24 protein-coding genes are annotated in these 22,791 nt (G+C 69.9%); 1 reads left to right on the top strand and 23 read right to left on the bottom strand.

Going from position 1 to position 22,791, the window contains the following annotated elements; translation table 11 throughout:
• Nucleotides 1-42 precede the first annotated feature (42 nt).
• The 3 genes from ACOQPP_RS06870 to ACOQPP_RS06880 are packed head-to-tail and all read right to left on the bottom strand — an operon-like array spanning nucleotide 43 to nucleotide 2,410.
• Complete coding sequence (locus ACOQPP_RS06870; protein WP_419165088.1) at nucleotides 43-1,128, bottom strand: M24 family metallopeptidase; 1,086 nt, start codon at nucleotides 1,126-1,128, stop codon at nucleotides 43-45.
• Complete coding sequence (gene aroQ, locus ACOQPP_RS06875) at nucleotides 1,125-1,598, bottom strand: type II 3-dehydroquinate dehydratase (RefSeq protein ID WP_419165087.1); 474 nt, start codon at nucleotides 1,596-1,598, stop codon at nucleotides 1,125-1,127. The genes ACOQPP_RS06870 and aroQ overlap by 4 nt, the downstream gene beginning before the upstream one ends.
• The gene (locus tag ACOQPP_RS06880; RefSeq protein ID WP_420636141.1) at nucleotides 1,595-2,410 is read right to left on the bottom strand and encodes a tetratricopeptide repeat protein; all 816 of its coding nucleotides are present in this window, start codon (nucleotides 2,408-2,410) and stop codon (nucleotides 1,595-1,597) included. Before ACOQPP_RS06880 ends, aroQ begins: the two co-directional genes overlap by 4 nt.
• 267 nt (nucleotides 2,411-2,677) lie before the next feature.
• On the opposite strand from ACOQPP_RS06880, the gene ACOQPP_RS06885 reads away from it, so the two are divergent.
• On the top strand, nucleotides 2,678-4,510 hold the full coding sequence (locus ACOQPP_RS06885; RefSeq protein WP_420636142.1) for a peptidylprolyl isomerase: 1,833 nt from the start codon (nucleotides 2,678-2,680) through the stop codon (nucleotides 4,508-4,510).
• Between the two features lie 16 nt (nucleotides 4,511-4,526).
• Here the strand turns inward: ACOQPP_RS06885 and ACOQPP_RS06890 are convergent, their stop codons facing one another.
• From ACOQPP_RS06890 to uvrB, 20 genes are all read right to left on the bottom strand, one after another.
• Nucleotides 4,527-4,760 carry a Sec-independent protein translocase subunit TatA/TatB gene (locus ACOQPP_RS06890; protein ID WP_419165084.1) on the bottom strand — a complete coding sequence of 78 codons (234 nt, stop codon included), beginning with the start codon at nucleotides 4,758-4,760 and terminating at the stop codon, nucleotides 4,527-4,529.
• Nucleotides 4,761-4,799: 39 nt separating this feature from the next.
• A complete protein-coding gene (locus ACOQPP_RS06895; RefSeq protein WP_419165083.1) occupies nucleotides 4,800-5,042 on the bottom strand; it encodes a hypothetical protein in 243 nt (80 codons plus the stop codon).
• 42 nt (nucleotides 5,043-5,084) lie between these two features.
• On the bottom strand, nucleotides 5,085-6,071 hold the full coding sequence (locus ACOQPP_RS06900) for a polyprenyl synthetase family protein (protein ID WP_419165082.1): 987 nt from the start codon (nucleotides 6,069-6,071) through the stop codon (nucleotides 5,085-5,087).
• Nucleotides 6,072-6,136: 65 nt separating this feature from the next.
• On the bottom strand, nucleotides 6,137-9,007 hold the full coding sequence (locus tag ACOQPP_RS06905) for an LPS-assembly protein LptD (RefSeq protein ID WP_420636143.1): 2,871 nt from the start codon (nucleotides 9,005-9,007) through the stop codon (nucleotides 6,137-6,139).
• 164 nt (nucleotides 9,008-9,171) lie between these two features.
• Nucleotides 9,172-9,963, bottom strand: a complete 792-nt coding sequence (gene tatC, locus ACOQPP_RS06910) for a twin-arginine translocase subunit TatC (RefSeq protein WP_420636144.1) — start codon at nucleotides 9,961-9,963, stop codon at nucleotides 9,172-9,174.
• 4 nt (nucleotides 9,964-9,967) lie between these two features.
• A complete protein-coding gene (gene nrdR / locus ACOQPP_RS06915; RefSeq protein WP_419165079.1) occupies nucleotides 9,968-10,471 on the bottom strand; it encodes a transcriptional regulator NrdR in 504 nt (167 codons plus the stop codon).
• Between the two features lie 26 nt (nucleotides 10,472-10,497).
• Complete coding sequence (locus ACOQPP_RS06920; RefSeq protein ID WP_419165078.1) at nucleotides 10,498-11,268, bottom strand: tetratricopeptide repeat protein; 771 nt, start codon at nucleotides 11,266-11,268, stop codon at nucleotides 10,498-10,500.
• Entirely contained in the window at nucleotides 11,269-11,913 is a 645-nt protein-coding gene (locus ACOQPP_RS06925) for an OmpA family protein (RefSeq protein WP_419165077.1), read from the bottom strand.
• Between the two features lie 152 nt (nucleotides 11,914-12,065).
• A complete protein-coding gene (locus ACOQPP_RS06930; protein WP_420636145.1) occupies nucleotides 12,066-13,427 on the bottom strand; it encodes a hypothetical protein in 1,362 nt (453 codons plus the stop codon).
• Between the two features lies 1 nt (nucleotide 13,428).
• Nucleotides 13,429-14,112: a TonB C-terminal domain-containing protein gene (locus ACOQPP_RS06935; protein WP_420636146.1), complete on the bottom strand. Its 684-nt coding sequence runs from the start codon at nucleotides 14,110-14,112 to the stop codon at nucleotides 13,429-13,431.
• On the bottom strand, nucleotides 14,109-14,531 hold the full coding sequence (locus ACOQPP_RS06940) for an ExbD/TolR family protein (protein WP_419165074.1): 423 nt from the start codon (nucleotides 14,529-14,531) through the stop codon (nucleotides 14,109-14,111). Before ACOQPP_RS06940 ends, ACOQPP_RS06935 begins: the two co-directional genes overlap by 4 nt.
• A 43-nt stretch (nucleotides 14,532-14,574) precedes the next feature.
• Nucleotides 14,575-15,336 (bottom strand): MotA/TolQ/ExbB proton channel family protein, encoded by a 762-nt coding sequence (locus ACOQPP_RS06945; protein WP_419165073.1) that lies wholly within the window; start codon nucleotides 15,334-15,336, stop codon nucleotides 14,575-14,577.
• Nucleotides 15,336-16,286 carry an NAD-dependent epimerase/dehydratase family protein gene (locus tag ACOQPP_RS06950; RefSeq protein WP_419165072.1) on the bottom strand — a complete coding sequence of 317 codons (951 nt, stop codon included), beginning with the start codon at nucleotides 16,284-16,286 and terminating at the stop codon, nucleotides 15,336-15,338. Before ACOQPP_RS06950 ends, ACOQPP_RS06945 begins: the two co-directional genes overlap by 1 nt.
• Nucleotides 16,287-16,361: 75 nt before the next feature.
• Complete coding sequence (gene hemA, locus ACOQPP_RS06955) at nucleotides 16,362-17,741, bottom strand: glutamyl-tRNA reductase (protein WP_420636147.1); 1,380 nt, start codon at nucleotides 17,739-17,741, stop codon at nucleotides 16,362-16,364.
• Nucleotides 17,738-18,556, bottom strand: coding sequence for a cytochrome c biogenesis protein CcsA (ccsA, locus tag ACOQPP_RS06960; RefSeq protein ID WP_419165070.1), 819 nt, complete (start codon nucleotides 18,554-18,556; stop codon nucleotides 17,738-17,740). Before ccsA ends, hemA begins: the two co-directional genes overlap by 4 nt.
• Nucleotides 18,557-18,587: 31 nt before the next feature.
• Nucleotides 18,588-19,028: a single-stranded DNA-binding protein gene (locus tag ACOQPP_RS06965; RefSeq protein ID WP_419165069.1), complete on the bottom strand. Its 441-nt coding sequence runs from the start codon at nucleotides 19,026-19,028 to the stop codon at nucleotides 18,588-18,590.
• 85 nt (nucleotides 19,029-19,113) lie between these two features.
• The gene (gene rimI / locus ACOQPP_RS06970) at nucleotides 19,114-19,578 is read right to left on the bottom strand and encodes a ribosomal protein S18-alanine N-acetyltransferase (RefSeq protein ID WP_420636148.1); all 465 of its coding nucleotides are present in this window, start codon (nucleotides 19,576-19,578) and stop codon (nucleotides 19,114-19,116) included.
• Nucleotides 19,565-20,272 carry a tRNA (adenosine(37)-N6)-threonylcarbamoyltransferase complex dimerization subunit type 1 TsaB gene (gene tsaB, locus ACOQPP_RS06975; RefSeq protein WP_420636149.1) on the bottom strand — a complete coding sequence of 236 codons (708 nt, stop codon included), beginning with the start codon at nucleotides 20,270-20,272 and terminating at the stop codon, nucleotides 19,565-19,567. The genes rimI and tsaB overlap by 14 nt, the downstream gene beginning before the upstream one ends.
• Nucleotides 20,266-20,751: a tRNA (adenosine(37)-N6)-threonylcarbamoyltransferase complex ATPase subunit type 1 TsaE gene (tsaE, locus tag ACOQPP_RS06980; protein ID WP_419165066.1), complete on the bottom strand. Its 486-nt coding sequence runs from the start codon at nucleotides 20,749-20,751 to the stop codon at nucleotides 20,266-20,268. The genes tsaB and tsaE overlap by 7 nt, the downstream gene beginning before the upstream one ends.
• On the bottom strand, nucleotides 20,748-22,784 hold the full coding sequence (gene uvrB / locus ACOQPP_RS06985) for an excinuclease ABC subunit UvrB (RefSeq protein ID WP_419165065.1): 2,037 nt from the start codon (nucleotides 22,782-22,784) through the stop codon (nucleotides 20,748-20,750). The genes tsaE and uvrB overlap by 4 nt, the downstream gene beginning before the upstream one ends.
• Nucleotides 22,785-22,791: the final 7 nt, after the last annotated feature.

The following is a 22,791-nucleotide window of genomic DNA, read 5'->3' on the forward strand; positions in this document are numbered from 1 at the left end:
GGGTCTCGTTGTGGAGCCGGGCGCCGACGGCCCGTGCGACCGCTAGAGCTCGACGAGGGCGCGCGGAAGGCGGGTCAGCGTGCGGGCCCCGGACGCCTCGACCAGCACATCGTCCTCGATGCGCACGCCGCCGCGACCGGGAAGATACACGCCCGGTTCAACTGTCACCACGTTCCCCGCCCGGAGGGTCTCGTCGGAACGCGCGGACAGGTTCGGCCCCTCGTGGACGTCGAGCCCGATCCCGTGACCGGTGCTGTGACCGAAGCGGTCGTCCAGATCGTGTCGCGCGAGGGCGTCCCGCGCCGCGGCGTCCACGGCGCGGCAGCTCGCCCCGGCGCGGATCGTCTCCCGGGCGCGCGCCCCGGCTTCGAGCACCCGCTCGTGGATCGTGACCTGCCAGGGCTCGGGGACGCCACGCACGCAGGTGCGCGTCATGTCGCTGCAGTAGCCATCGACGCGTGCGCCGAAATCGAGGAGCAGGAGGTCGCCCGCTTCGATGCGCCGTTCGGAGGGCGTCGCGTGAGGGAGCGCCGACCGCTCCCCCGCCGCCACGATGGGGTCGAACGGAAGTGGACCCGAACCTCCCCGGCGAAGCTCGGCCTCGAGCGCCGTCGCGACCCGGCGCTCGCTCGGAGCCGCGGACCAGTCGATGGCGGCCAGCAGGCGGTCGAAGGCGGACGCGGCGACGGCCACCGCTCGTTCGATGGCGCGCAACTCCTCCTCGTCCTTGACCTGCCGTAGCTTTCGGACGAGATCTCGGCACGAGACGAACGCCATCCCCGGAAGCGCCTCGCGGAGCGCCTCGTACTCGGCAACGGTGAGGCTCTCGGCCTCGAAAGACGTGGGCCCCCGCGCGCCGGCCGCCACGTCGGCCACACCCGGAATCCAGCCTCCGCGAGTGATGTGGACCGGGACGGAATCCTCGACTTCGAGGCGCACCTGCTCCTCGTAACGGGAATCGGTGACGAGCGTCGGCGCCCCCTCGACCGGGACCCACAGGACGCCCGCCGAGCCCGTGAACCCGCTCAGATAGCGGACGCTCGACCTTGCGGTGACGAGAACGGAGCCGTGGCCCGCGGCCCCGGCCGTCGCTGCGAGCCGGAGGCGCCGCGCTTCGTGGGCACTCACTCCGCTTCGTCCGCCCCCGTCTCTCCCCTCGCTCCCAGGTGCTCCACCAACGCCTCGAGGCCGAACAGGTAGCTCGACGCGCGGAAGCCCGCGATGACACCGACCGCGAGATCGGAGAGGAGCGATGTGTGCCGGAAGGGCTCGCGGGCGAAGACGTTCGAGAGATGGACTTCCACGAAGGGACGGGCCGAGCCGGCCAGCGCGTCGCGCAACGCCACGCTGGTATGGGTCAGGGCGGCCGCGTTGACGAGCCAGGCGTCCACGCGATCGGTGTTCGCCTGCACCCAGTCGACGATCTCTCCCTCGTCGTTGGACTGGAAGAAGATGAGCGCCGCGCCGGCCGCCTCCGCGCGCGCGAGGAGTAGCGCCTCGATCTCGGCCAGCGTCTGCGTGCCGTAGTGGCGCGGCTCGCGGCGGCCGAGGAGGTTGAGGTTCGGTCCGTTGAGAACGCCGATCCGCTTGAGGCTCAAAGCGGATGGTCCAGACCGGCCAGCCACTCTCGCCACGACCCTTCGCGGGACGGCTTCTCCGGCGCCTCGCCGTCGAGGATGCGCCGGAGCTGCTCCCGGATGGAGACCTCCCGCGCCACGGCGACGGGGCCCTCCGGCTGCGCGCCGACCGCCTCGCGCGCGCTCCGGCGCACCTCCTCGAGCGCCACGGCGAGACGGGTATTGCCGGGGTCCCGCGCCAGCATTCGCTCGTAGACGCCGATGGCCCGGTCGAACAGACCCTGCCGCACGTAGAGCGCCGCCAGCGTGACGGTGTCGAGATCCGCCGCGGCGGGGTCCGGGATCGCGGCTCCGGACCCTTCGGGCCCCTCCGGCGCGGGCCGGTCGGCCGGCGCCACCGTCGCCGGCGCATCCGCCCGCCGGCCGCCCCCCCACGCTTCGTCCAGCCGCCCCAGCCAGCGCCTCGTCGCGGCGGCCCGCGCGGGCCCGTTCCATCGCTCCGCGGAGCCGGCCGCCGCGCCGGACCCGTCGCCCGGCCGACCCAGCGTGGCCCTCGCGATGGGATTCTCCACGTCGAACGCCAGGATACGCTGCAATTCGGTGACCGCGTCCGAAGCCTGTCCGAGTTCGCCGAGCACGCGGGCGTGAACCAGGCGGGCGGTGACGTAGTGCGGATGATTCGCCAACCCGGCGCGAACCACCCGTAGCGCGCTCTCCAGGTCGCCCTGCCCCCGGTAGAGTTCCGCCAAACGCGCGAAGGTATGGGTCCGCGGTTCGGCCTCCCGGCGGCGCAGGAGGTCCGCGATCTCCTCGGTATGATGGTCGGTGGGCACGGGCGTCGCCGGGGAAGAAGCGGTCGCGTCGGGCCTTCCGGCCCGGAGCGGGCAACATACCGACCGTTTTTTTTCGTTGTCAACGAACCGGGGTCCGCACCGCCGCCCCACGAGCTTCGTTGCCCGAACCGCGGGCCCGGCTTACGTTTTTCGATCAACCACGGGATGCGACGGCAGCCGCGGACGGCCGTTCGGGATCCCGGCCCCGTCACGTCCCCGTTCGGGCGACTCGATTCACGTCACAGGCAGGTTTCGGCGCTCATGTTCATGCGGAAGATGCGCGGCAGCGCAGCCCTGGTGATGGGCATCATGGCCGCGGCCTTCGTCGGCTGGCTGGTGTTCGACGGCATCAATGCCATGCAGGGGGGCAACCTCGGCGGACAGGTCAACCCCGTGGTGGGCCAGGTAGGCGGGCGGGATATCCGCTACAACGAGTGGAACATCTTCCTCCAGAACCAGCTCGCGATCAACCGCCAGGTCGACCGCGGCATGACGGACGAGGACGTGCGCGTCGTGACCGAGCGGGCGTGGGAGAGCCTGATCGGCGCGACGTTGATCCAGGCGGAGCTGGACCGGCTCGGGGTCCGCGTGACGGACGCGGAAGTACGCCAGGCCTTCCTCACGCAGCCGCCGCAGGAGATGCTGAGCTACGCGGCGTTCCAGACGGACGGACAGTTCGACATCGAGAAATACCGCCGCTTCTTCACGGATCCGGCGACGGATGAGACGCAGCTGCTGCAGATCGAGAACTACTACCGCTCCATCCTGCCCCGCGCGAAACTGCAGACGCTGGTGGAGAGCGGGATCTACGTCTCGGACGACGAATCTTGGCGCTTCTACCGGGATACGAACGAACGGGCGCGGGTCCGGTTCGTCCACCTGAACCCGACCCAGCTCGTGCCGGACTCGGCGGTCTCCGTGTCGGAAGACGAAATCCGTGACGTCTACGACGAGCGGGCGGACGAGTACATGCGGCCGGCCAGCGCCCGCGTGAACATGGTGAGCGTCTCGCTCCGCCCCTCCGCGGCCGACTCGCTGGCCGTCCGGGAGCGGGCCGCGGCGCTCGCGGAACGGGTGCGGGGAGGCGAGGACTTCGCCGCCGTCGCGGCCGCCGAGTCCGCCGATTCGATTTCGGGCGCCGAGGGCGGATTCATGGGCAAGCGTCCGGCGGCCGCCTACGACCCCAGACTCGTCGAGGCCGCCGGCGCGGTGGAGATCGGCGAGGTCACGGACCCCGTCGAGACGCCGTTCGGCCTCCACGTCCTGCAGGTCGACGAGCGGACGGCGGACTCGCTCGCGCTACGGCAGATCTATCTCCCCTTCGAGGCTTCCGACGCCACCGAGGACTCGGTGTTCACGCTCCTCGACGACCTGGAGGAAGTCGCGTTGCGGACCGACCTCACGACCGCCGCCGATTCGCTGGGCGTGGAGGTACGCACCGACGTCCAGCTCCTCGACGGCGTGGACTTCATTCCCGGCGCGGGACAGCTCGGGGTCGCGAGAGACTGGGCGCTCGGCCCGGAGGCCCAGATCGGCGATCTGTCGGAGACGTTCGAGAACCCGACCGGCTTCCACCTGTTCGAGTTGCTCGGGCTGCGCGACGAGTCCCGGATCCCGGTCGAGGAGGCGGGGATCGGGATTCGCTTGCAGCTCATCGTCGAGAAGAAGAAGGAGCGGGCCGCCGAACTGGCCCGGGATCTGCTCGGCGCGGTCGAGGCCGGCGCCCTCTTCGACGAGGCGGCGGAAGGTCTCGGGTGGACGGTGGAGGAGACCGAGTTGTTCCGCCGCGGCGATTTCGTCCCGGGGCTCGGGCAGGGCACCGAAGCGATCGGTTACGCCTTCGGGGCGGAGATGGGTGAACTCAGCGGGGCGCTGGACGCGGGCGACGGGGTGGTCGTCCTCGAAGTGCTCGAACGCGAGGACGCGACCCGCGAGGGGTTCGAAGAGGTGAAGGATGCGGTCCTGACGCAGCTACGCTTCGAGCGATCCCGGCAATACGTCCAGAAGTGGCTGGCCGCCCTGCGCGAGGGGACGCTCGTCGAGGATCACCGGGAACGGCTGCTCGTCCCCGAGGATGCGCCGTTCGCGCCTACCTTCTGACGAGGTCCGCCAACAGCTAGACCTCCGTGTTCGAGGTCCGCGGCTGCGCGGTCTCCTGGTGTGCGGACGGGGCGGACGTCTCCTTGGGGAGTTCGCCTCGTACGTTGCCCTCGACTTCCTTGATGGAGCCCTTGAACTCGCGAATCCCCCTGCCCAGGGAACTCCCGATCTCGGGCAACCTCTTCGCCCCGAAGAGGAGCAGGATCGCGAGGAAAATCAGCAACAGCTCCCACGGGCTTAAACCGAACATCTCAGACTCCTTGCTTGTGGCTCGTCTCTCTCGTCCCGGTCAGAGGAGCGATCGCGCGAACCAGGCTATCAGGACTACGCCCACGACGCTGAGGAAGTTCACGCGCAGGATGATAGGTCCCAGCGAGAGCGCGAGCACCTTGACGTCGAAGGCCAGGGGCTCCAGCGAGATCGCAACCGTCGTGACGAAGAACTGTCGGGCCGCCGACGCAGGCAATGTAACCGCCACCAGCTCGGTCAGAAGCCCCCCCAGCACGAAACCGCCCACGATGATGAGCGCCACCCGTATCGGGGACGGCCTGCGTCTCCCTCCAATCTCCACCGGCTACCGTACCCTCTCCACGACGTAATCGACCGCGGCCCTAAGCGCTTCGAGGCATGGACCCGGAGTCAGGCCAACGAGCTGGTCCCGCGCCCGGCCGGCTCGCGAGCGGGCTTCTTCGCGCGCCGAATCGACGCCGCCGCGCGCCTCCACGAGATCGACGATCTCGCGCACGGCCCCGGCGGACGGTGCGGGATCCGCGAACAGCGTCTCGACGGCCCGACGTTCGGACCACTCCATCTTGGGGAGTGCGGCGATCAGGGGCAACGTCACCTTGTGTTCCTGCAGGTCCTGTCCCGGAGGCTTTCCCATGACCTCGGTCGACGACGTGTAGTCGAGCAGGTCGTCCACGATCTGGAACGCCATCCCGAGATGGTGCCCGTATGCGCGCATCGCGCCGCGGTGCGCCGCCCCCCCCGACAGCGTCCCGAGTTCACAGGCCGCGGACATGAGCGACGCCGTCTTGTGCTCGCACAGATCCTCGTAGTCGTCCCGCGTGAAATCGAGGCGGTCGTGGAGCACGAGTTGCCGCATCTCACCGACCGTCATCCGGTTCGCCGTACGCGCCAGAATCGACACCAGCTCGAGCTTCCCCAGGGCCGAGACCTCGATCACGGCGCGGGAATAGAGATAGTCCCCCGCGATGATGGCGACCTGATGGGTCCACCGATGGTTGACGGTGGGCCGCCCGCGCCGCCGGGCGGAGTGATCGACGGCGTCGTCGTGGACGAGCGTCGCCACATGCAGCAGTTCGACGATGGCACCCAGCTTCACGGCGTCCGCGGATGGCCGGCCCGCGATCCCGTCGCAGAGGAGTAACAGCGTGGGGCGGAGCAGTTTGCCCGATCGCTCGAAGAGGTAATCTCCCACTTCATCGAGCGCCTCGAACCCGGACGGGACCATGTCGCGGAGCTCCCCCTCGACGGCGTGAAGCCGATCCCTGACGGGAAGGCGGACCTGTTCCAGACCGATGGCGGCGATTGGGAGCATGACCTCCTCGGCGGGCGAGGTGCGCGTGAAGTGCTTCGGGAATTTCGGACTCGCGCCCGAGAATGTCAAAATTGGCCCGGGCGATCCTGCGTCTGCTGGTCGTAGTCGAACTTCAGGTCGGGCGCGTCGCGAAGGTTCACGCTCATCTGGAAGATGAAGTTCCCGTTGGGCGAGCGCGCGAACATGAAGGTGGCCATCCAGCGGTGGAGGGCCCGGTCCAGCGTAATGAGGTGCTCGCCGAACTCTCCCTCCGAGAGGTTGTAGCTCGTCCGCCAGGCGAGTCGCCAGTTCGGCGTCGGATTCAGTGACAGGACGGCATTGAGCGACTGGCGGTCTCGCGAACTCTCGCTCTCCCGGCCCCGCTGCATGGAATAGGTCAGCGACAGGGTCCAGGGGCCGCCGGCCCGCATGCCGGGGTCCTGTGCGTCCGGATTCTCGTCGAAACTCTGCAGTCGGTACCGCGAATCGGTCGCGGTCTGCAAGCGGCTTTGGGCGGCGGATTGGCTGCCCCCGCCGCCGCCCCCGAGGCCGAGCAGGCCCCCGAGTCCGCTGGCCGAACTGAACGTGAAGCTGCCCGTCAGGCTCGACAGGATGGGCGCGAAGCTCTGCTCCTCGCCGCTGCCCTCGAACAGGTCGAGAGACATGTTCAGCGAGAGGCCGCGTAGCAGGTCCGAGTTGATGCGGTGCGACCAGCGATCCGTCGTCAGCGGCGACAGGTTCTCGCGCGCGAAGTCGAAGGTGAGGGGGCTCGAGTTGATCCCCAGAATCACCACGTTGCGGCGCGGCTGGGCGCGCTGCGGCGCGTCCGGATCTCCGGTCCCGGATCCGGTGCCGGGCGGCGCATCCTGGACCCCTCTCTCCGGATCCGTCGCGACCGCGACGGCGGTCGGGTCCGCGGCGACCGCCCCCGGGTCCGCCGCCACGGCGAGCGAATCCCCTGCCAGTGGGACGGAGTCGGTCGCCGCCCCGAGGGAGTCGCCCTCGAGCGAGCGGCCCTCGAGGTGGGCTTGCGCCTCGGGGTCCAGTTGGACCTCCTCGCGCAGCTTCGCCTCGAACGTCTGGTTCAGCGTCAGGCGCAGCCGGTTCTCCTGCTTCGAGTTGGAGACGGGGAAACCGGGGATCGCGAGGAGCGAGTCGGACGCCTCCACGGCAGGGGAGTAGTCGTAGTGGAAGCGCGGCGAAACCTTGTGGCGGACGCGCTCGAAGGGGCCGAATCCCGGCAGGAACCCGTACAGATCGGTCGAGACCGCCGCGCCGACGCGCAAGCGCATCGGGGCCGTCACGTACTCCCCGTTCGTGTCCCCCGACCGGAACTGGCTCGCGTCCATGGTGACGGTGGGGCGCAAGGTCGTGCTTCCGATGAGGTCGACCTGATAGTCGGCCTGCGCTCCGTAGGTCAGCTTCGTCACGCCCGGCGGCCGCTCCGGGGCAACCGTCGAATCGGCTCCCTCCCCGCCACCGGCCATCGGCTCGAACGGAAGTTTCAGCTGGCGATCGAAGTTCGCGTTCCCGCTCACCCCGAAGGAACCGATCCGGATCGCGCTGTTCGCGGAGGCGCGTTCCGTCCGCTGGCCGTCCTGCTCCTCCCGGGTTCGATCGAGGCGGGAGGCGGACATCCCTCCGCTCACGACGATGTTGTTGAACGGTCCGCTCCGGTTCTGCGGCGCCCGGAAGAGCGTGAGCGGCGAGAACGTCATCTGCAGCTTGGGCAGCGTGAGGTCGGTTCGCCCCTTCTGCGCGCCGAGGTCCTGGCGGCGGCTGCCGCTGAGGTTGACGGAAGCGAACGGGAAGCGGTGCTGAATGCCCACGTCCGAGGAGATGCGCTGCGTCTGCTGGGCGGGGTTGAACGACTGCCGCTCGAAGACCGTCGTGTTCGACACGAAGTTGGCGTTGACCCTGATGTCGGTCACGGGCGTCAGTTCGTGATTGTGCCGCATCTGGAACTGAAGAGTCTTCTCGTTCCCGACGCTGTAACTCGTCAGGATGTTGCCCCGGAAGAACTTCTTTATCGAGCGGTACCGGAGCGCGCCGTTGAGGCGGGTGAAGCGGCCGCTGAACCAGTCCGCCGTCGCCTGCGCGTCCATGAAATCGTTGAAGGCGAAGTAGTACCCGAAGTCGGTGACGCTCCGCCTGGTATTGCTGGAGGACGCGACGACGTCGTTGACGCCGAAGCGGGGCGGCAGGAAGCCGCTTCGCCGCTCGTCGCGGATATCCTGGGCGAAGAATGGCAACCACGCGACGGGGACGTCCTGGATGTACAGCGTGACCGGCCACGCCACGATGATGTCGTTCGATACGATCTTGATCTGGCCGGCCCGGAAGTAGTAGTGGGGGCGCTCGACGTCACATGACGTGAAGTTCCCGGTTTCGACGAAGGCGGTGCCGGAACCCCGCAAGGTCGTGTTCCCCCGGGTGAACCATTCGGAGCCGCGCTCCGAGAAGGAACTCCGGGCATCGAGGATCGTCCCCTTCGTCCCCGAGACATCGTAGTGGAGGCACTGGTCCGAGACCGCGTCCTGCCCCTGCCCGGTCATCGAGATGCCGCCGCAGGCGCGAACGAACTGGAGACCGGCCCGGTACGTGATCGTGTCCGCGTCGATGGTGGCCTGTTCGTAGCTCGCCTGCGCCTCGCGTTCGAGGTGCACGGCCTCCTCGCCCACATCCAGTTGCACGCGGCGCCCCCGATATTGAACCGCCTGATAGCCGGCTTCTTCGAGGAGCAGGCCGAAGATGTCGTCCGGCTGGGGGAAGGAGGGGTCCGCCGGCGCGGTCTCGAGCGTGTCCGAGGCGGCCGAATCACCCGCGGCGGCGGGTTCCGCGCGCGCGGCGGGGTCCACGCCCGCGGCCGAGTCCGCCTGCGCCGCCGAGTCGGGCCGGGGCGCCTTCAGCGCATCGCGGGTCGTCGAGTCCGCCGGCAGCGAATCCCGCCCCGTCACGACCACAGTGTCGGTGTCGGCCGCGGCCGCGAGGCGCAGGGGGCGGGGACCGGCCGGGGCTGCCCGCGCGGTCTCCGCGCCTCCGAGGCCGCCGAGCAGCGCCGCCAGCGCAAGGAGCCCGTAAAGTCCGCGGGGCGCGCGGACGCCGGAAGCGTCGCGTGCCGTCAGGCGGAACTTCCTTCCCCGGCGGCGCGCGCGGCCTCGCGCCGACGCCGGCGGAGCACCCGGGTCGCGACGACCGAGAGTTCATAAAGGAGCATCATGGGCACCATCATGGCGAGCATGGTGTACGGATCCGCCGGCGTCAGGAACGCGGACACCGCCGCCATCACGACGATCGCGTGCCGCCGGTACTTCGCCAGCCCCTCCGGCGTCACGATGCCGAGCAGCGAGAGGAAGACGAGGACGACCGGAAGCTCGAAGATGAGGCCGAACGCCAGGATCAGCCTCGTCGCGAAGGTCAGGTACTCCCCGACCATGATGACCGGAGTGAGCTGATCGCTGAAGAAGTTGAGCAGGATCCTGAGCCCCAGCGGAAGCACGAGGAAATACGCCATCGAGATGCCGGCGATGAAGAGCAGGGTGCCCGCACTGATCGCCGGGATGGCGAACTTGCGCTCGTTCTCGTACAGGGCCGGGGCGAGGAAGCGCCAGGCCTGGAGCGCGATGTACGGGAACGCCGTCAGAAGCCCGACGATGAAACCCAGCTTGAGTATCAAGACGAAGGGGGTAGTCGGACTGGAGAAGTTCAGGTTCTCACCCGGCAGGAGTTCCACGATCGGACGTTGCACGATCCCCAGCACGTCCCACTGCATGACCGCCACGAGCCCCAGCACGAGACCTACGAGCAGGGCGAGGAGCGCCCGGATGAGCCGCGAGCGCAGCTCGTCGAGATGATCGAGGAAAGGCATCTCCGCCTGCTCGGGGGAGCCGTCCGCCTGTCGTCGGAGACCCATCGGTTCAATCACTCCCTGGTGAGAACAAATCCGCCTGTCCCGCCGCGCTGTGCCCCGCGCGCCGGAGCAGCCGGCGTGCCTCCTCCATGAACTCCGTCGTGTCCTGGAAGTTCCGGTAGACGCTGGCGAAGCGCACGTACGCGACCTGATCCATGGCGCGGAGCCGATCCATCACGAGCTCACCGAGGCGGCGACTCGCTACGTCGCGCGGGCCCTCCGCCTCCAACTGCTCCTCGACCTCATCCACCAGGGATTCGATGTCGTCGTTGGAGACGGGACGCTTGGCGCAGGCGAGGCGAATCGACGCGAGGAGTTTCCCGCGATCGTAGGTCTCCGAACCGCCATCGCTCTTTCGAACCATGAGGGGTTCCCGCTCCACCTGTTCGTAGGTGGTGAACCGCTCGCCGCACGAGAGACACTCGCGGCGGCGGCGGATCGCACGCCCGCCTCGACTCGTCCGGGAATCGACGACCCGATGTTCGGGGTCGTCACAGCGAGGGCACTGCACGGCCGTCAGGGGTCACGGGTTCGGCGCTAACCGCCCAGCCTCTCGCGTTCCCGGCTGGCCGCCGGCGCTTCGAGGCTGTTCGGATAGCCGCTCTCGATCTGGGTGAACAACTGCCGCGCCAGCGCCGTGTTGCCTCGCTCCGCCTCGATCACCCCGCGGCGATAGAGCGCCGCCGGGGCCCGGTCCGAGTTGGGGTAGAGTTCGGTCAGGCGGCGGTACTCCTCGAGCGCGTTCCCGAGGTCCTCGTCGTCCTCGAACGTGCGGGCGAGCATGTACTGGGCATCCGGCGCCAGCTCGTGGCGGGGCCACTGGACCATGAAGTCGCGGAACGCCCCGCGGGCCGACTCGAGGAGCCCCTGATTGTACGTGTCCAGGGCCATCCCGTAGAACTGGGGAGCCTCCTCCGACCCGGAGGTGGAAACCGGGCCGGGGTCGGCGGGCCGGGGGCTTCCCGTCGCGCCTCCCATCGGGGATGGAGCCCCCGCGAGACGCTGATTCTCGTAGATGTCGGCGAGCAACTGGTTGTTCTGGGTGGCGTGTAGGATGAGCTGCTCGATCAGGCCCTCCAGGCGGCTCGTCCGCCGCTCCAGCTCCCCGCGTCCGGTCGCGTCGCGTCGCTCGCTTGAAGTCTCGAGGCTGTTGAGACTGCCCTCCACCCGGTCGAGGAGGAGACGCTGCCCTTCCTCGAGCGCGCGGATATCCTCCCGGAGGGCATCCCCCATCTCCTCCACGTCCGCCCGGGACGCGCAGGCGGCGGCCGCAACGCCCAACAACACGGCGACCGCCGCCCGGCTCACCTAGATGTCCCCATCCGTGACCACGAACTCACCGCGGCGGTTCTGGCGCCAGGCCGACTCGTTGCTGCCCCTCGCGAGCGGCTGCTCCTCGCCGAAGGTCACGACATCGAGCCGACCCGCGTCGATTCCGAGGCTGCCGAGGTATTCCATCGCGGCCTGGGCGCGCCTCAAGCCGAGCGCCTGGTTGTACTCGAGCGAGCCGCGCTCGTCGCAATGCCCTTCGATCCTGAGACGGACCTCGGGGTACGCGCGCAGCGCGTCGGCCTTGCGCTGGAGCGTTTCGGCGGCGTCGTCGGTGATGTCCGCGACGTTGTAGTCGAAGTGAATCCGGGCCACGATCGCCTCGCCCGCCACCGCGCGCTCGATCTGCGCGGGGGCGGACTCGGCACACGTCGTGCCGGGGTAGTCGCGCACGACCTGCTCGAGCAGTTCGCGCGCCGTCGTGTAGTCCCCGGACTGCATGGCGGCCATCGCGCGCTCGCAGATGCGGTCGGCGGCGGCCTCAAGGCGGGAGCCATCATCCACGGCCGGCGGCGGCGGAGGCGGCGGGGGCGGCGGAACCGGCTCCGGTTCCGGGTTTCCACTGCACGCCGCTGCCAGCAGCGCGATGACGAGAACAGGAGCGAATCGGTAGCTAAGCCGCATCGAGGTCTCCTTTTTGCGGGTCGCCGAGCCTGAGGTTGGCGGAATGTTACGAACACGACCTGAATAGGCATACCACCCATGGGTCCGCTTCACCACGGATTCGTAACCTATCGCGGCCCAGCCACGCCGCAACCCGCCGAACCGCCCCTCGTTCACGAGCCGGGGGGGAGCGGCGGCGACCAGTCGGGCAGGCCGTCGAGGCGTCCCGCCGTGAGGAGCCGGGCGCGCCCCGTCGCGGTATCGAGGATCCAGATCGCGGAGCCCTGCGCGTCCCGCGATGCGAAGACGATGTGCCTTCCATCGGGCGCCCAGCTCGGGTCCTCGCTCTCGCCTCGCCGGGTCAGCATGCGCCGGTCCGTGCCATCGGGGTTGACGGTGAAGATCTGCCACCGACTGTTACTCAGCGCCGCGTAGGCGATCCGGTCGCCGTTCGGAGACCAGGTCGGTCCGGCCGCGTTCGTGTCTTCCCGCCGCACGTAGATGCTGATCCGGCGCGCGGGCCCCCCCGAGATGCGCCGCACGTAGATCTGTGGTTCATCCGCCGGAGCGGCCTCGTACGCAAACCACGCCCCGTCCGGAGAGAAGCTGGGATTGAGCGCCCGCCCCCGGCCCTCGGTCAGCAGTTCCGCTCCTTCGAAGAGGATGCGCGACCCCCCGCCGACTCCCTCCGCGTAGGCCAGCCGTCCGTCCGTCGCGTAGGCCGGCGACATGAGCAGCGTCCCCGAAGCCACGGTGCGGCGGCTGCCGGTGATCAGGTTCGCTTCGACGAGCGCGAAGTGCCCGGTCTCGTCCTGGATCGTGTACGCGAGACGCATCCCGTCGCGCGAGTAGGCGGGGGAGAAGACGTTCTGTCCGCCGCCGGAGAGGCGGCGCGGATTGTGGCCATCGCTGTCGATGAGGAGGATGTGGGAAGAACCGGCGCCGTCCTTCCGCCTGAGGGCGATCCGCGTCGCGGCGATGCCGCGCTGCCCTCCCGTCGCCCACGACACGATCTGGTCGGACACCCGGTGGATGGCCATGCGGAAGTCGTCCGCTCCCGGTTCGGGCAGGCTGAACGCCTGCACGTTGGCGAGGTTCCCGTACACCACATCGTGCAGGCCGACCCGGAGGATGGGGGTCTGCGTCCCCGGCGCGAAGGAAACCTCCGAGGTGACGAGCCACACGGCTCCGAGCTGGTTCCACAGCGCGTAGTTCTGGGGACCGCTCAGGGAGACCGTGTCGGGCAGCTCGATGATGTCGAACCGGTCCGAATAGTCGAGATCGGTCCGCAGGATCTCGCCCACCGCTTCGGCCAACGGGTCGAGCCCCGTCGCGGCGCTCACGGGCACGATGACCATGCCCGGCACGTAGCCCGGTTCGTACGTGAGCCCGAGACGCACCGCGCCGGCCGGCTCCTGCTCCTGGGCCGAGAGTGGAGCGGCGCAGGCGGCGAGGGCCAGGGCCCATGGGGCCCATCGCACCGCGGCGCGCCGGATCGGGGCGCGCCGGATCGGGGCGGGCGGGATCGCTGCCACGTCAGCGGCCGCTCGGGTCGAAGAAGAAGGAGACGGCCAGCGCGTCGGCCGGGAAATTCTCCGGCAGCGGTCCGAAGGCCTCGGCGAGGCCGGCGGATTCCACGGCGCTCATCGCCACGAGATCGAAGGTCCGGTTCCCCGACCTGGCGACCCAGTCGAGCCCGCTCACCCGGCCGTCGCGGTGAATGATGAAGTAGACCTCGGCCCGCAGGTCGCGGGCCCCCTGCGGCGGCCGCCAGTAGCGCTGGATCTGGCGGATGATGTTCTGCTGGTACTCGGGGTAGGCCGAGGCGTCGCCGGCGATCCGGATGCTCTCGATCTCCTCCCCGACCTCCTCGGCCCGGGCGGGTTCCGGCTCGGGCTCGCGCTCGACGGGCGCCTCGGCCTCGACGGTCGGCGTCTCGACCTGCGGAACCGGATCCGGCGTCGGCTCGGGCGGCGGCGGGCGGTACTCCTCCTCCGCGATCTCCGGCGGCGTGGGGTCGAGCCGGATCGGGGCGTCCTCCGGGGCGGCCGCCACCATGTTGACCCGAACGGCCCGCGGCATCTGCACCGGGCGGAGGGCGGCGTTGCCGAGGAAGGCCAGCACCGCCAAGGCTCCGTGCACGCCGAACGAGCCGTACAGGGCCTGCCGGGGCGGCCCCCCGTGGCGACGCTCGCGGCTGCGTTCCGAATCCCGGTTCACGGCCGGCGCCGCGGTTCGGGTTCGGTCACGATGCTCACGATCCCGCCGGCTTCGTCGATTCTTCCCATCACGCGCAGCGCCAGGCGCAGCGCGATATCGCCGTCCGCCTTGATGAACACGTTGTCCGAATCGAAGCGTTCCAGCGCCGCCTCGATCGCGGCGCTGAACTCCTCGTACGTCACCGGAACGTCATCGAGGTAGATCTGCCCCCCCGCGTCGATGGAGACGACGAGCGCATCGGAGGCACTCAGCGGCCCGGAGGCGGCCTCGGGCACGTCGATCTCGATCCCGCCCTGGAGGATGGGCGCCGTGATCATGAAGATGATGAGGAGGGTGAAGGCGACGTCGACGAGGCTCGTGACGCTGATCTCCGCCACCGCTCCGGTCCCGTCCCCCCGCTGCGTGAACCGTCTTCTCACTCCCGCTGCCTCCCCCGCTCCGCCGGCGGCCCGTGCGCCTGGCTCAAACGCGGCCCTCGCGCGCCAGCGATCCCACGAACTCGCTCGCGAACCCCTCCAGTTCCCCCGTGAAGAGACGCAGGCGAGAGGCATAGTGGTTGTATGCGATCACCGCCGGGATCGCGACGGCGAGGCCCGCGACCGTGGTCGTCAGCGCCTCCGCGATGCCCGGCGCGACGGCCGCGATGTTCGCGGACCCCTGGGAGGTGATGCCGATGAACGAGTTCATCACGCCCACGACCGTCCCCATGAGACCCAGCAGGGGACTCACGGATCCGATGATCGCCAGCCACGGCAACCCGTGCGAGAGTTCGTCCCTTTCCTCGGAGAGACTCTTCTCGAGCGTCAGCCACAGCGCCTCCAGTTGCGTGGGACTCAGACCCTCGCCGACATGACGGGTCGCGAGGGCCCCCGGACGCAGATCGGAGAAGAACGCGATCCCCTCCCGGAACACCCTCCTGAACGGGGAATCCTCGAGTTCCCGGAGCAGGTCGTTGAGGCTCGCGAGGTCAGCGGACCCGGCCATCGCGAACACGAAGTCGTCGGCCTGCGCGTTCACCGCGCGCAACTCGCGGAACTTCCAGATGATGAGGATCCAGGACACGAGCGAGAAGGCCGCGAGCACGGTGAGGATGATCTTCGTCGGGAGCGTGGCGCCCAGCACCATGTCGAGCGGAGAATCGATGACCCGCTCCGGGAGCTGCTGAACGACCGGGACGACCTTGGCCGCCACGACCTTGGCCGCCACGATCGCGACCGCCGTCATCACGCGGCCTCCCGGGCGATGAAGTCCCAGGTCTCCCGCAGACCGGCGTCCAGCGAATGGGCCGGGCTCCAGCCGAGGGCCCGTATCTCCGAGCAGTCGAGGCCGTTGTGCATCGGGTCTCCGGGGCGCGCGGGTTCGCGCGCGATCCCCACCGCGCGACCCGCGATCTCGATCATGGCGGTTGCCAGTGCGTTGATGCTCGTGCGCTCTCCCGTGCCGACGTTGAAGGCGACGTCGTCCAGCCCGCCGGCCCGGGGGAGGTCGGCGTTCGTCGCGAGGACGTTGGCCGCGGCGACATCCTTCACGAAGACGAAGTCCCGCGTCTGCTCGCCGTCGCCGAAGACGACGAGTCGTTCGCCAGCGAGGATGCGCCGGGCGAAGATCGCGACCACGCCGGCCTCGCCGTGAGGATCCTGACGCGGGCCGTACACGTTCGCGTAGCGCAGGGCGACGTACTCCAGACCCCGGAGGCGACGGAACGCATCCAGGTAGTGCTCCGAGGCCAGCTTGCCGACGCCATAGGGCGACACCGGCCGCTTCGGCGCCGTGCGGGGGATGGGCAACTCGGCCGCCTCCCCGTAGAGGGCGCCTCCCGACGAGACGAACACGAACCGGGAGAGGCCGAACTCGAGAGCGCACTCGAGCAGGTTGAGGAGTCCGTCGACGTTCACGGAGGCGTCGTGACGCGGACGGGACACCGAGTCGCGAACGTTCGCCTGCGCGGCGTGGTGGTTGACGACATCGAACCCGCCGTCGCGGAAGACCCGGCGGACGCCCTCGTCGCGGATGTCCATTTCGATGAGGGGTACGCCCCGCGGCACGTTGGCGGCGCGCCCGCCGTCCAGATTGTCGAGCGCGGTCACTTCCCAGCCTTGCACCAGGTACGCTTCACAGACGTGAGATCCGATAAAGCCGGCGCCACCCGTCACGAGCACCCTGCCAGGGCTCATCCACTCTCTCCTGACTTCCCCACCCGTTCCACTGTCCCCGGGGCCTGCGAACGGGATCCGCCTCCGGGATCCGCCTCAGTCCGTGCCCTCGCGCGTCCGTCGAGATCCGACCGTCCGGGCCGCCAGCGCGTCTACACTAGCAGCCCGCGGCGCCCCCCCGCTACCGGCCGCCAGCCATGGTTCCAGCGCACGCAGGAATGCGTCGCCCCCGGGCTGTTCGGCCAGCCACCGGATCGCCCGCGTCGGGCCGTGCAGAAGCTTGTTCAGCGCGGCGCGACTCGCCAGCCGCAGGGCTTCGTCCGCGTCCGCCTCGCGAGGCCCCGCCGGGCGCCCGGCCAGTCCGTCCGACACGAGGCGGCGGGCGGTGTCGCGCAGCGCCCGCACCGCCGGGTCGGCTCGCCGGCTGCGGTGCCACGCCCAGTACTTGCCGACGTGCCGCTCGATGATCGCGTCGGCCCGTTCACGTTCGAACTCGCGCGCCGCGCGGGCCCGGTCCACGACTCGGCGGAGGTCGTCGATGTTGTAGAGGAAGACATCGCCGACATCGCCCGCCCCCGGATCGACGTTGCGGGGGACCGCGATGTCGAGGATGAGGAGCGGCCTCCCGCCGGTCCCCCGACGCCGGACGTGCTCCTCCCGCACGAAGGCGGCCTCCGACTCGGTACACGTCACCATGAGATCCACGCGATGCAGGCTCTCCAGCGCCGCCTCGCGCCCCAGAGGGAGGGCGTCGAACGGCCGGCCCGCGCGTTCGGCCCGGGCGGGATTGCGGCTCGCCATGAAGAGGCGGCTGGCGCCCTCCCTTCTCAGGCATCTCACGGTGAGCCGTCCCATCTCGCCGGTGCCGAGGACGAGGACGGCCCGGTCGTCGAGAGAGCCGAACACCTTGCGGGCGAGGCTGACGGCGGCGGCCGGAATGGAGGTCACGCCGCCCGCGATCGCCGTCCCGGCCCGCACCCGGCCCCCGACGCCGAGCGCGGACTGAAAGAGGCGATGAAGGACGGGCCCGGCGGCCGTCGGCCGCCCCTCGCGGTAGGCGCCCCGCACCTGTCCCTGGATCTGCGGTTCGCCGACGATGAGCGATTCCAGCCCGCTCGTGACCCGGAACAGATGCCGCACGGCCCGTTCCCCGCCCAGCGTTCTCAGGTAGCCTGCCCCCTGGGCCCCGAGGCCCGAGGCGCGGCACAGCGCCTCCCGCGCGATCGCGTCCAGTTCGTGGACGCCGCTTCCGGCCAGATAGCACTCGGTGCGGTTACATGTCGAGAGGACGACACATTCCGAGACGCCCGGCGTGGCGACGAGGCCCTCGACCCACTCGGCCATCCGCTCGCGCCCCGGCGCGAAGCGCTCGCGGACATCGATCGGCGCGGTCCTGTGGCTCACGCCGACGACGAGCAGCGTATCGGCCGGAGGGCGCGCGCCCTCCGCTCCGGGGCGGCTCCGCGAACCCGTCACAGGAAGAACTCCGTGGCCGGCCCGAGCACCCGGAGGGCGACGAACCCGACACCGCTGGCCACGCACGCGACCACCGAGACCCGCGCCGGCCGGGGCCCGAACCCGCGCGTCCCGCGGCGGGCGCCCAGGGCCGCGGCGTACACGACCCACGTCAGGAGGCCGAAGGCCACGTCCGAGTCCCCCAGCGCCAGACCGCGTCCGAACGTGAGGGAGAGGCTCCACCCCGCCAGCAGCCCGATCGCAAGCGCGGAAAGCCCGCCGGCGAGTCCGATCCGATTCATCCGATCCAGACTCTCGAGCGAGGGGAAGAAGCGGAACACGTTGCCGAAATCCTTCCTCTTGAGGGCGCGGAACTGAAACAGATACATGGAGGCGGCGACGGAGGCGAGCAGCAGGCTGGCGCATCCGCCGAACACGAGGAGCACATGGGCCACCAGCCACGGCCCCCGCAGGCGCGGATCGGCCAGGGTCGGCGCGAGTCCCGCAACGAGGCTCGCCGCAAGCAACGCGATCACCATGGGCAGGACCAGGAGGCCCGCCGACCAGCGTTCGCGCGCGCGACTCGCGAGCAGGAATCCCGTGGCGAGGGCGAACGCGAGGAAGGCGGAGGCCGGCCCGAAGCCTGACAGCGGCGGCGTTCCGTACGTGAACCAGAACGCGAGCAGCGCCGCCGAATGGAGGCACACCGCCCCGATGGCAAGGACGCCCGAAGGAGGACGGCGCGCCGCACCGCCCCCCCTGAAATCGGCGATCTGAAGCAGCCAGGCGCCCGCGTACGAGGCGAGGGCGGCGGTCAGGAGGATCCGGATCGACATGCCGGGGGGTCGACGTTGCGTCTCCGGACGGTCAGAACGGGAGGTCGTCCTCCCCCGCCACCGACTTGTTCGAGAACTCCGAGAAGTCCGACCTCGCCGGCCCCGCCTCCGTGCTCGAGTAGCTCTCCCGGCCGCCCCCGCCGCTCCCGAGCATGATCATCTCGAGCGCGCGGATCTCGGTCGTGTAGCGCGTCTGGCCATCCTGTCCTTCCCACTGGCGGTATTCGATCCGCCCTTCGACGTACACGCGATCTCCCTTGCTCAGATACCGCTCGCAGATTTCGGCGAGTTTGTCCCAGCAGACCACGCGATGCCATTCCGTCTTCTCCTGCGGCTCGCCGGCCCGACTCGTCCAGCGTCGGCTCGTCGCCACGGAGAGCGTTGCGACCCGCGTCCCCGCGTTCGTGGACCGAACCTCGGGGTCCGCCCCCAGGTTCCCGATGAGTGTGGCCTTGTTCAGACTGCGCGCCATCTTCCGCCTCCCGGATGATCGATCGAGTGTTCCGCCGGACCTTCGCCGGACAATAGATGATGTCTTCGGAGGTTCCGAAAGAGGATCAACGGGCCAGCAACCGGCGCATGGTCAGCGCGTCCTCGGTCGGGCCCGCGTAGTACGCGGGGTGCCGTCCAACGACCTCGAAGCCGCAGCCGCGGTAGAGGCCCTGCGCGCCGCGGTTTCCTTCGCGCACTTCCAGGAAGATCTGCCGCGCCCCGCGCGACCGCGCCTCCGCGAGGACCGCTTCCACCAGGCGGGCCCCGATGCCGCCGCGGCGCTCGACCGGGTCGACGGCGAGGTCCCCCAGTTCTCCCTGTGGGCCGGCGAACCACACGGCGGCGTACCCCACGACCCGCTCGCCTTCGGCGACCGCCGAAAAGAGACAGGCGTCGCGGCGCCGCAGGAGGTTCCGGAACGTCTGCGCGGACCACGGCGCGGCGAAGCTCGCTTCCTCGATCGCGACCACCTGCGGAAGGTCGGCCGCGGCGAGCCGCCGGATCCGGGGCGGCGGCTTACCGGCGTCCACCGTGGCGCCCACCCCGGCGGGCGGCCTGGCGGCGGGCCTGGCGTTCGGCGCCGGGACTCCGGACGTACCGGGGCTCCCACAACTCGATGTCGTCCACGCGGCCCCGGGGGATCCTCTCGGCGAGCCAGAGCAGCGCCGCCGCCCGCGGCACCCCGAGAAAGGCCGGGAGGACGCCTCCCCCGCGTGCCTCGATCGCGGCCCGCTGGCGGATCGCCCCCTCCCCGGCGAAGGACCAGGCGGCCGGGTCGTCGAGCCGGTCCAGCCACGCCTCGATGGCGCACGCCGCGGGCCCGAGGACCGGACCCTCCAGCCCGCCCCTCCGGTACGCGGCCCCGTACACCTCGCCGCGGCGGGCGTCGAACAGCGCGCACACCCGCTCGCGCCCCGCGGAGGCGGCGACGGAGCGCAGGCTGGAGTAGGCATGGAGCGGCACGTCCCGCGCGTGACACCAACCCTTCGCGAGCGCCGCCGCGATCCGCACCCCCGTAAACGAGCCGGGACCCGCGCCGATCACGAGGCGCTCGACCCGGCCGGCGTCAACGCGGGCTCGCGCGAGGAGGCGCGCCACTTCGTCGAGCACCGTCTCCGAATGCGTGGCCCGGACCGCAAGCGCGCACTCCGAGATCAACTCGTCGCCGCGACCGAGGGCGATGCTCCCCAGCCGCGTACTCGTCTCCAGCGCCAGGGTCAGCATGAGGGCGCCCGAGTCGCCCCGGCGTGAAGGGCGGGGTCCGGGATGGGAGGGGCGTCCCCCAGCGCCCGCGCCGTCACGTTCCGCAGCGCTCCGCCCGCGGCGAACTCGAGCCGGACCTCCCACCGGTCGGGCGGGAGTTCCCCGCCCGCTCGCTCCGCCCACTCGACGAAGACCGCCCCCGGGTGGGACTCGAGTTCCTCCCAGCCCAGCCCCGGCAGCTCCGACGCGTCGCGGATGCGGTACAGGTCCGCGTGGGCGACGGACCCCCGGTCTCCCTCGTACCAGTGGACGAGCGTGTAGGTCGGACTCGTGACGGGGTCGCGCACGCCGGCCCCGGAGCACGCCGCCTGCGCGAGACGCGTCTTCCCGGCCCCCAGGGGTCCGAGGAGCGCGACGAAGACGGTCTCGCGAGCGGCGGTCTCCCCGAGTGCACGCCCCCAGCGGACGAGCCCCGCCTCGTCGAGGACCGCCGTTCTCATGCCGGATCCGCCGCGGAAGCCGGCAGCCCGGGGGGACGCGTTCGCGCCCCGCCATCGATCCGCGCGCGAATCTCGAACAGTTCGTCGCGCAGACGCGCCGCGGTCTCGAAGTCGAGCGCGGCGGCGGCGGCGCGCATGTCCTTCTCGATGACGTCGGCCAGCTCCTCCGCCGACAGTTTCTCGTAGGCTCCCTCCCGCTCGAAGACCGCCGGTTGCGCCTCGCGCGCGTCGGCGACCGCGGTCGAGAAGCGGATCTCCCGCACGGACTTCACGATGGAGCGGGGCTCGATCCCGTGCTCCTGGTTGTACGCCGCCTGCACCTCCCGCCGCCGCGCCGTCTCGTCCATCGCCCGGCGCATGGAGTCCGTCACGCGATCCGCGTACAGAATCGCCTTGCCCGCGAGGTTGCGGGCCGCCCGCCCGATCGTCTGCACGAGCGAACGGTCCGAGCGCAGAAAACCCTCTTTGTCCGCGTCGAGGATCGCCACGAGAGAGACCTCCGGGAGATCGAGCCCCTCCCGCAGCAGGTTGATTCCGACGAGGACATCGAACGTCCCGAGCCGCAGGTCGCGGAGGATCTTCACCCGATCGATCGTGGCGATGTCGGAGTGCAGGTAGCGCACCCGCACCCCGCGCATGGCCAGGAACTCCGACAAGTCCTCCGCCATGCGCTTGGTCAGCGTCGTCACGAGCACCCGCTCGCGCCGTTCCGTCCGGCGGCGAATCTCGCCCAGCAGGTCATCCACCTGCCCGCGAACCGGCCGCACCTCGACTGCGGGATCGAGCAGGCCCGTGGGCCGGATCAACTGTTCCACGACCACGCCGCCGCTCTTCCGGAGTTCGTACTCGCCCGGCGTCGCGCTGACGAAGATCACGCCGGGCACGACTTCCTCCCATTCCTTGAAGGAAAGCGGCCGATTGTCGAGTGCCGATGGCAGCCGGAAGCCGAACTCGACCAGCGTCCGCTTGCGGCTGCGGTCGCCCTCGTACATAGCGCCGATCTGGGGGATCGAGACATGGGACTCGTCCACGACCACCACATAGTCGTCGGGATAATAGTCGAGGAGACAGTAGGGACGCTCGCCCGGCGCCCGCCGGTCGAGGTGCCGACTGTAGTTCTCGATGCCCGGGCAGAAGCCCACCTCCGTGAGCATCTCGAGGTCGAAACGGGTCCGCTGCTCGAGCCGCTGCGCCTCGAGCAGCCTGCCCTCGCGCCGCAGGTGGAGCAGCCGCTCCTCCAGTTCCACGTAGATCGCCTCGCGGGCCTCCTCCAGCCGGTGGCCCAGCGTGGCGTAGTGGGTGGCGGGAAAGATCGACGTCTCGGGCAGGCGCGTGATCGTGACCCCGGTCATCGGATCGATCTTCGAGATGCGTTCGATGACGTCACCCCAGAGTTCGATCCGCACCCCCTGCTCCTCGTACGCCGGGAGGACCTCGATGACGTCACCCCGCACCCGGAAGGTCCCGCGCACGAAGTCGAGGTCGTTTCGGGAATACTGGACCTGCACGAGCGAAGAGAGGATCTCGCGCCGCGAGATCTCCTGTCCCTCGCGCAACGTGAGCATCAGCTCCCGGTAGCCGGCCGGGTCTCCGAGTCCGTATATGGCGGAAACAGAGGCGACGACGATCACATCGCGCCGTTCCATGAGCGAGGACGTGGCGCGCAGCCGGAGGCGATCGATGTCCTCGTTTATCGACGCGTCTTTCTCTATGTATGTATCCGTGGACGGCACATAGGCTTCCGGCTGATAATAGTCATAGTAAGAGATGAAATATTCGACCGCATTGCGCGGAAAGAACTGTCGCAGTTCACCATAGAGCTGCGCGGCGAGCGTCTTGTTGTGGCTCATGACGAGCGTCGGACGGTTGACATCGGCGATCATCGCCGCCAGCGTCACGGTCTTGCCGCTCCCCGTCACGCCGAGCAGCGTCTGCCATTTCTCGTCGCGGCGCACGCCGTCCGCCAGCTCGCGAATCGCGGCGGGCTGGTCCCCCATCGGCTCGAACGGAAGCTGAAGATCGAAACTGGGCATAGTGGTA

It is taken from the genome of Candidatus Palauibacter sp. (genome assembly GCF_965222475.1).
Classification (GTDB): Bacteria; Gemmatimonadota; Gemmatimonadetes; order Palauibacterales; family Palauibacteraceae; genus Palauibacter.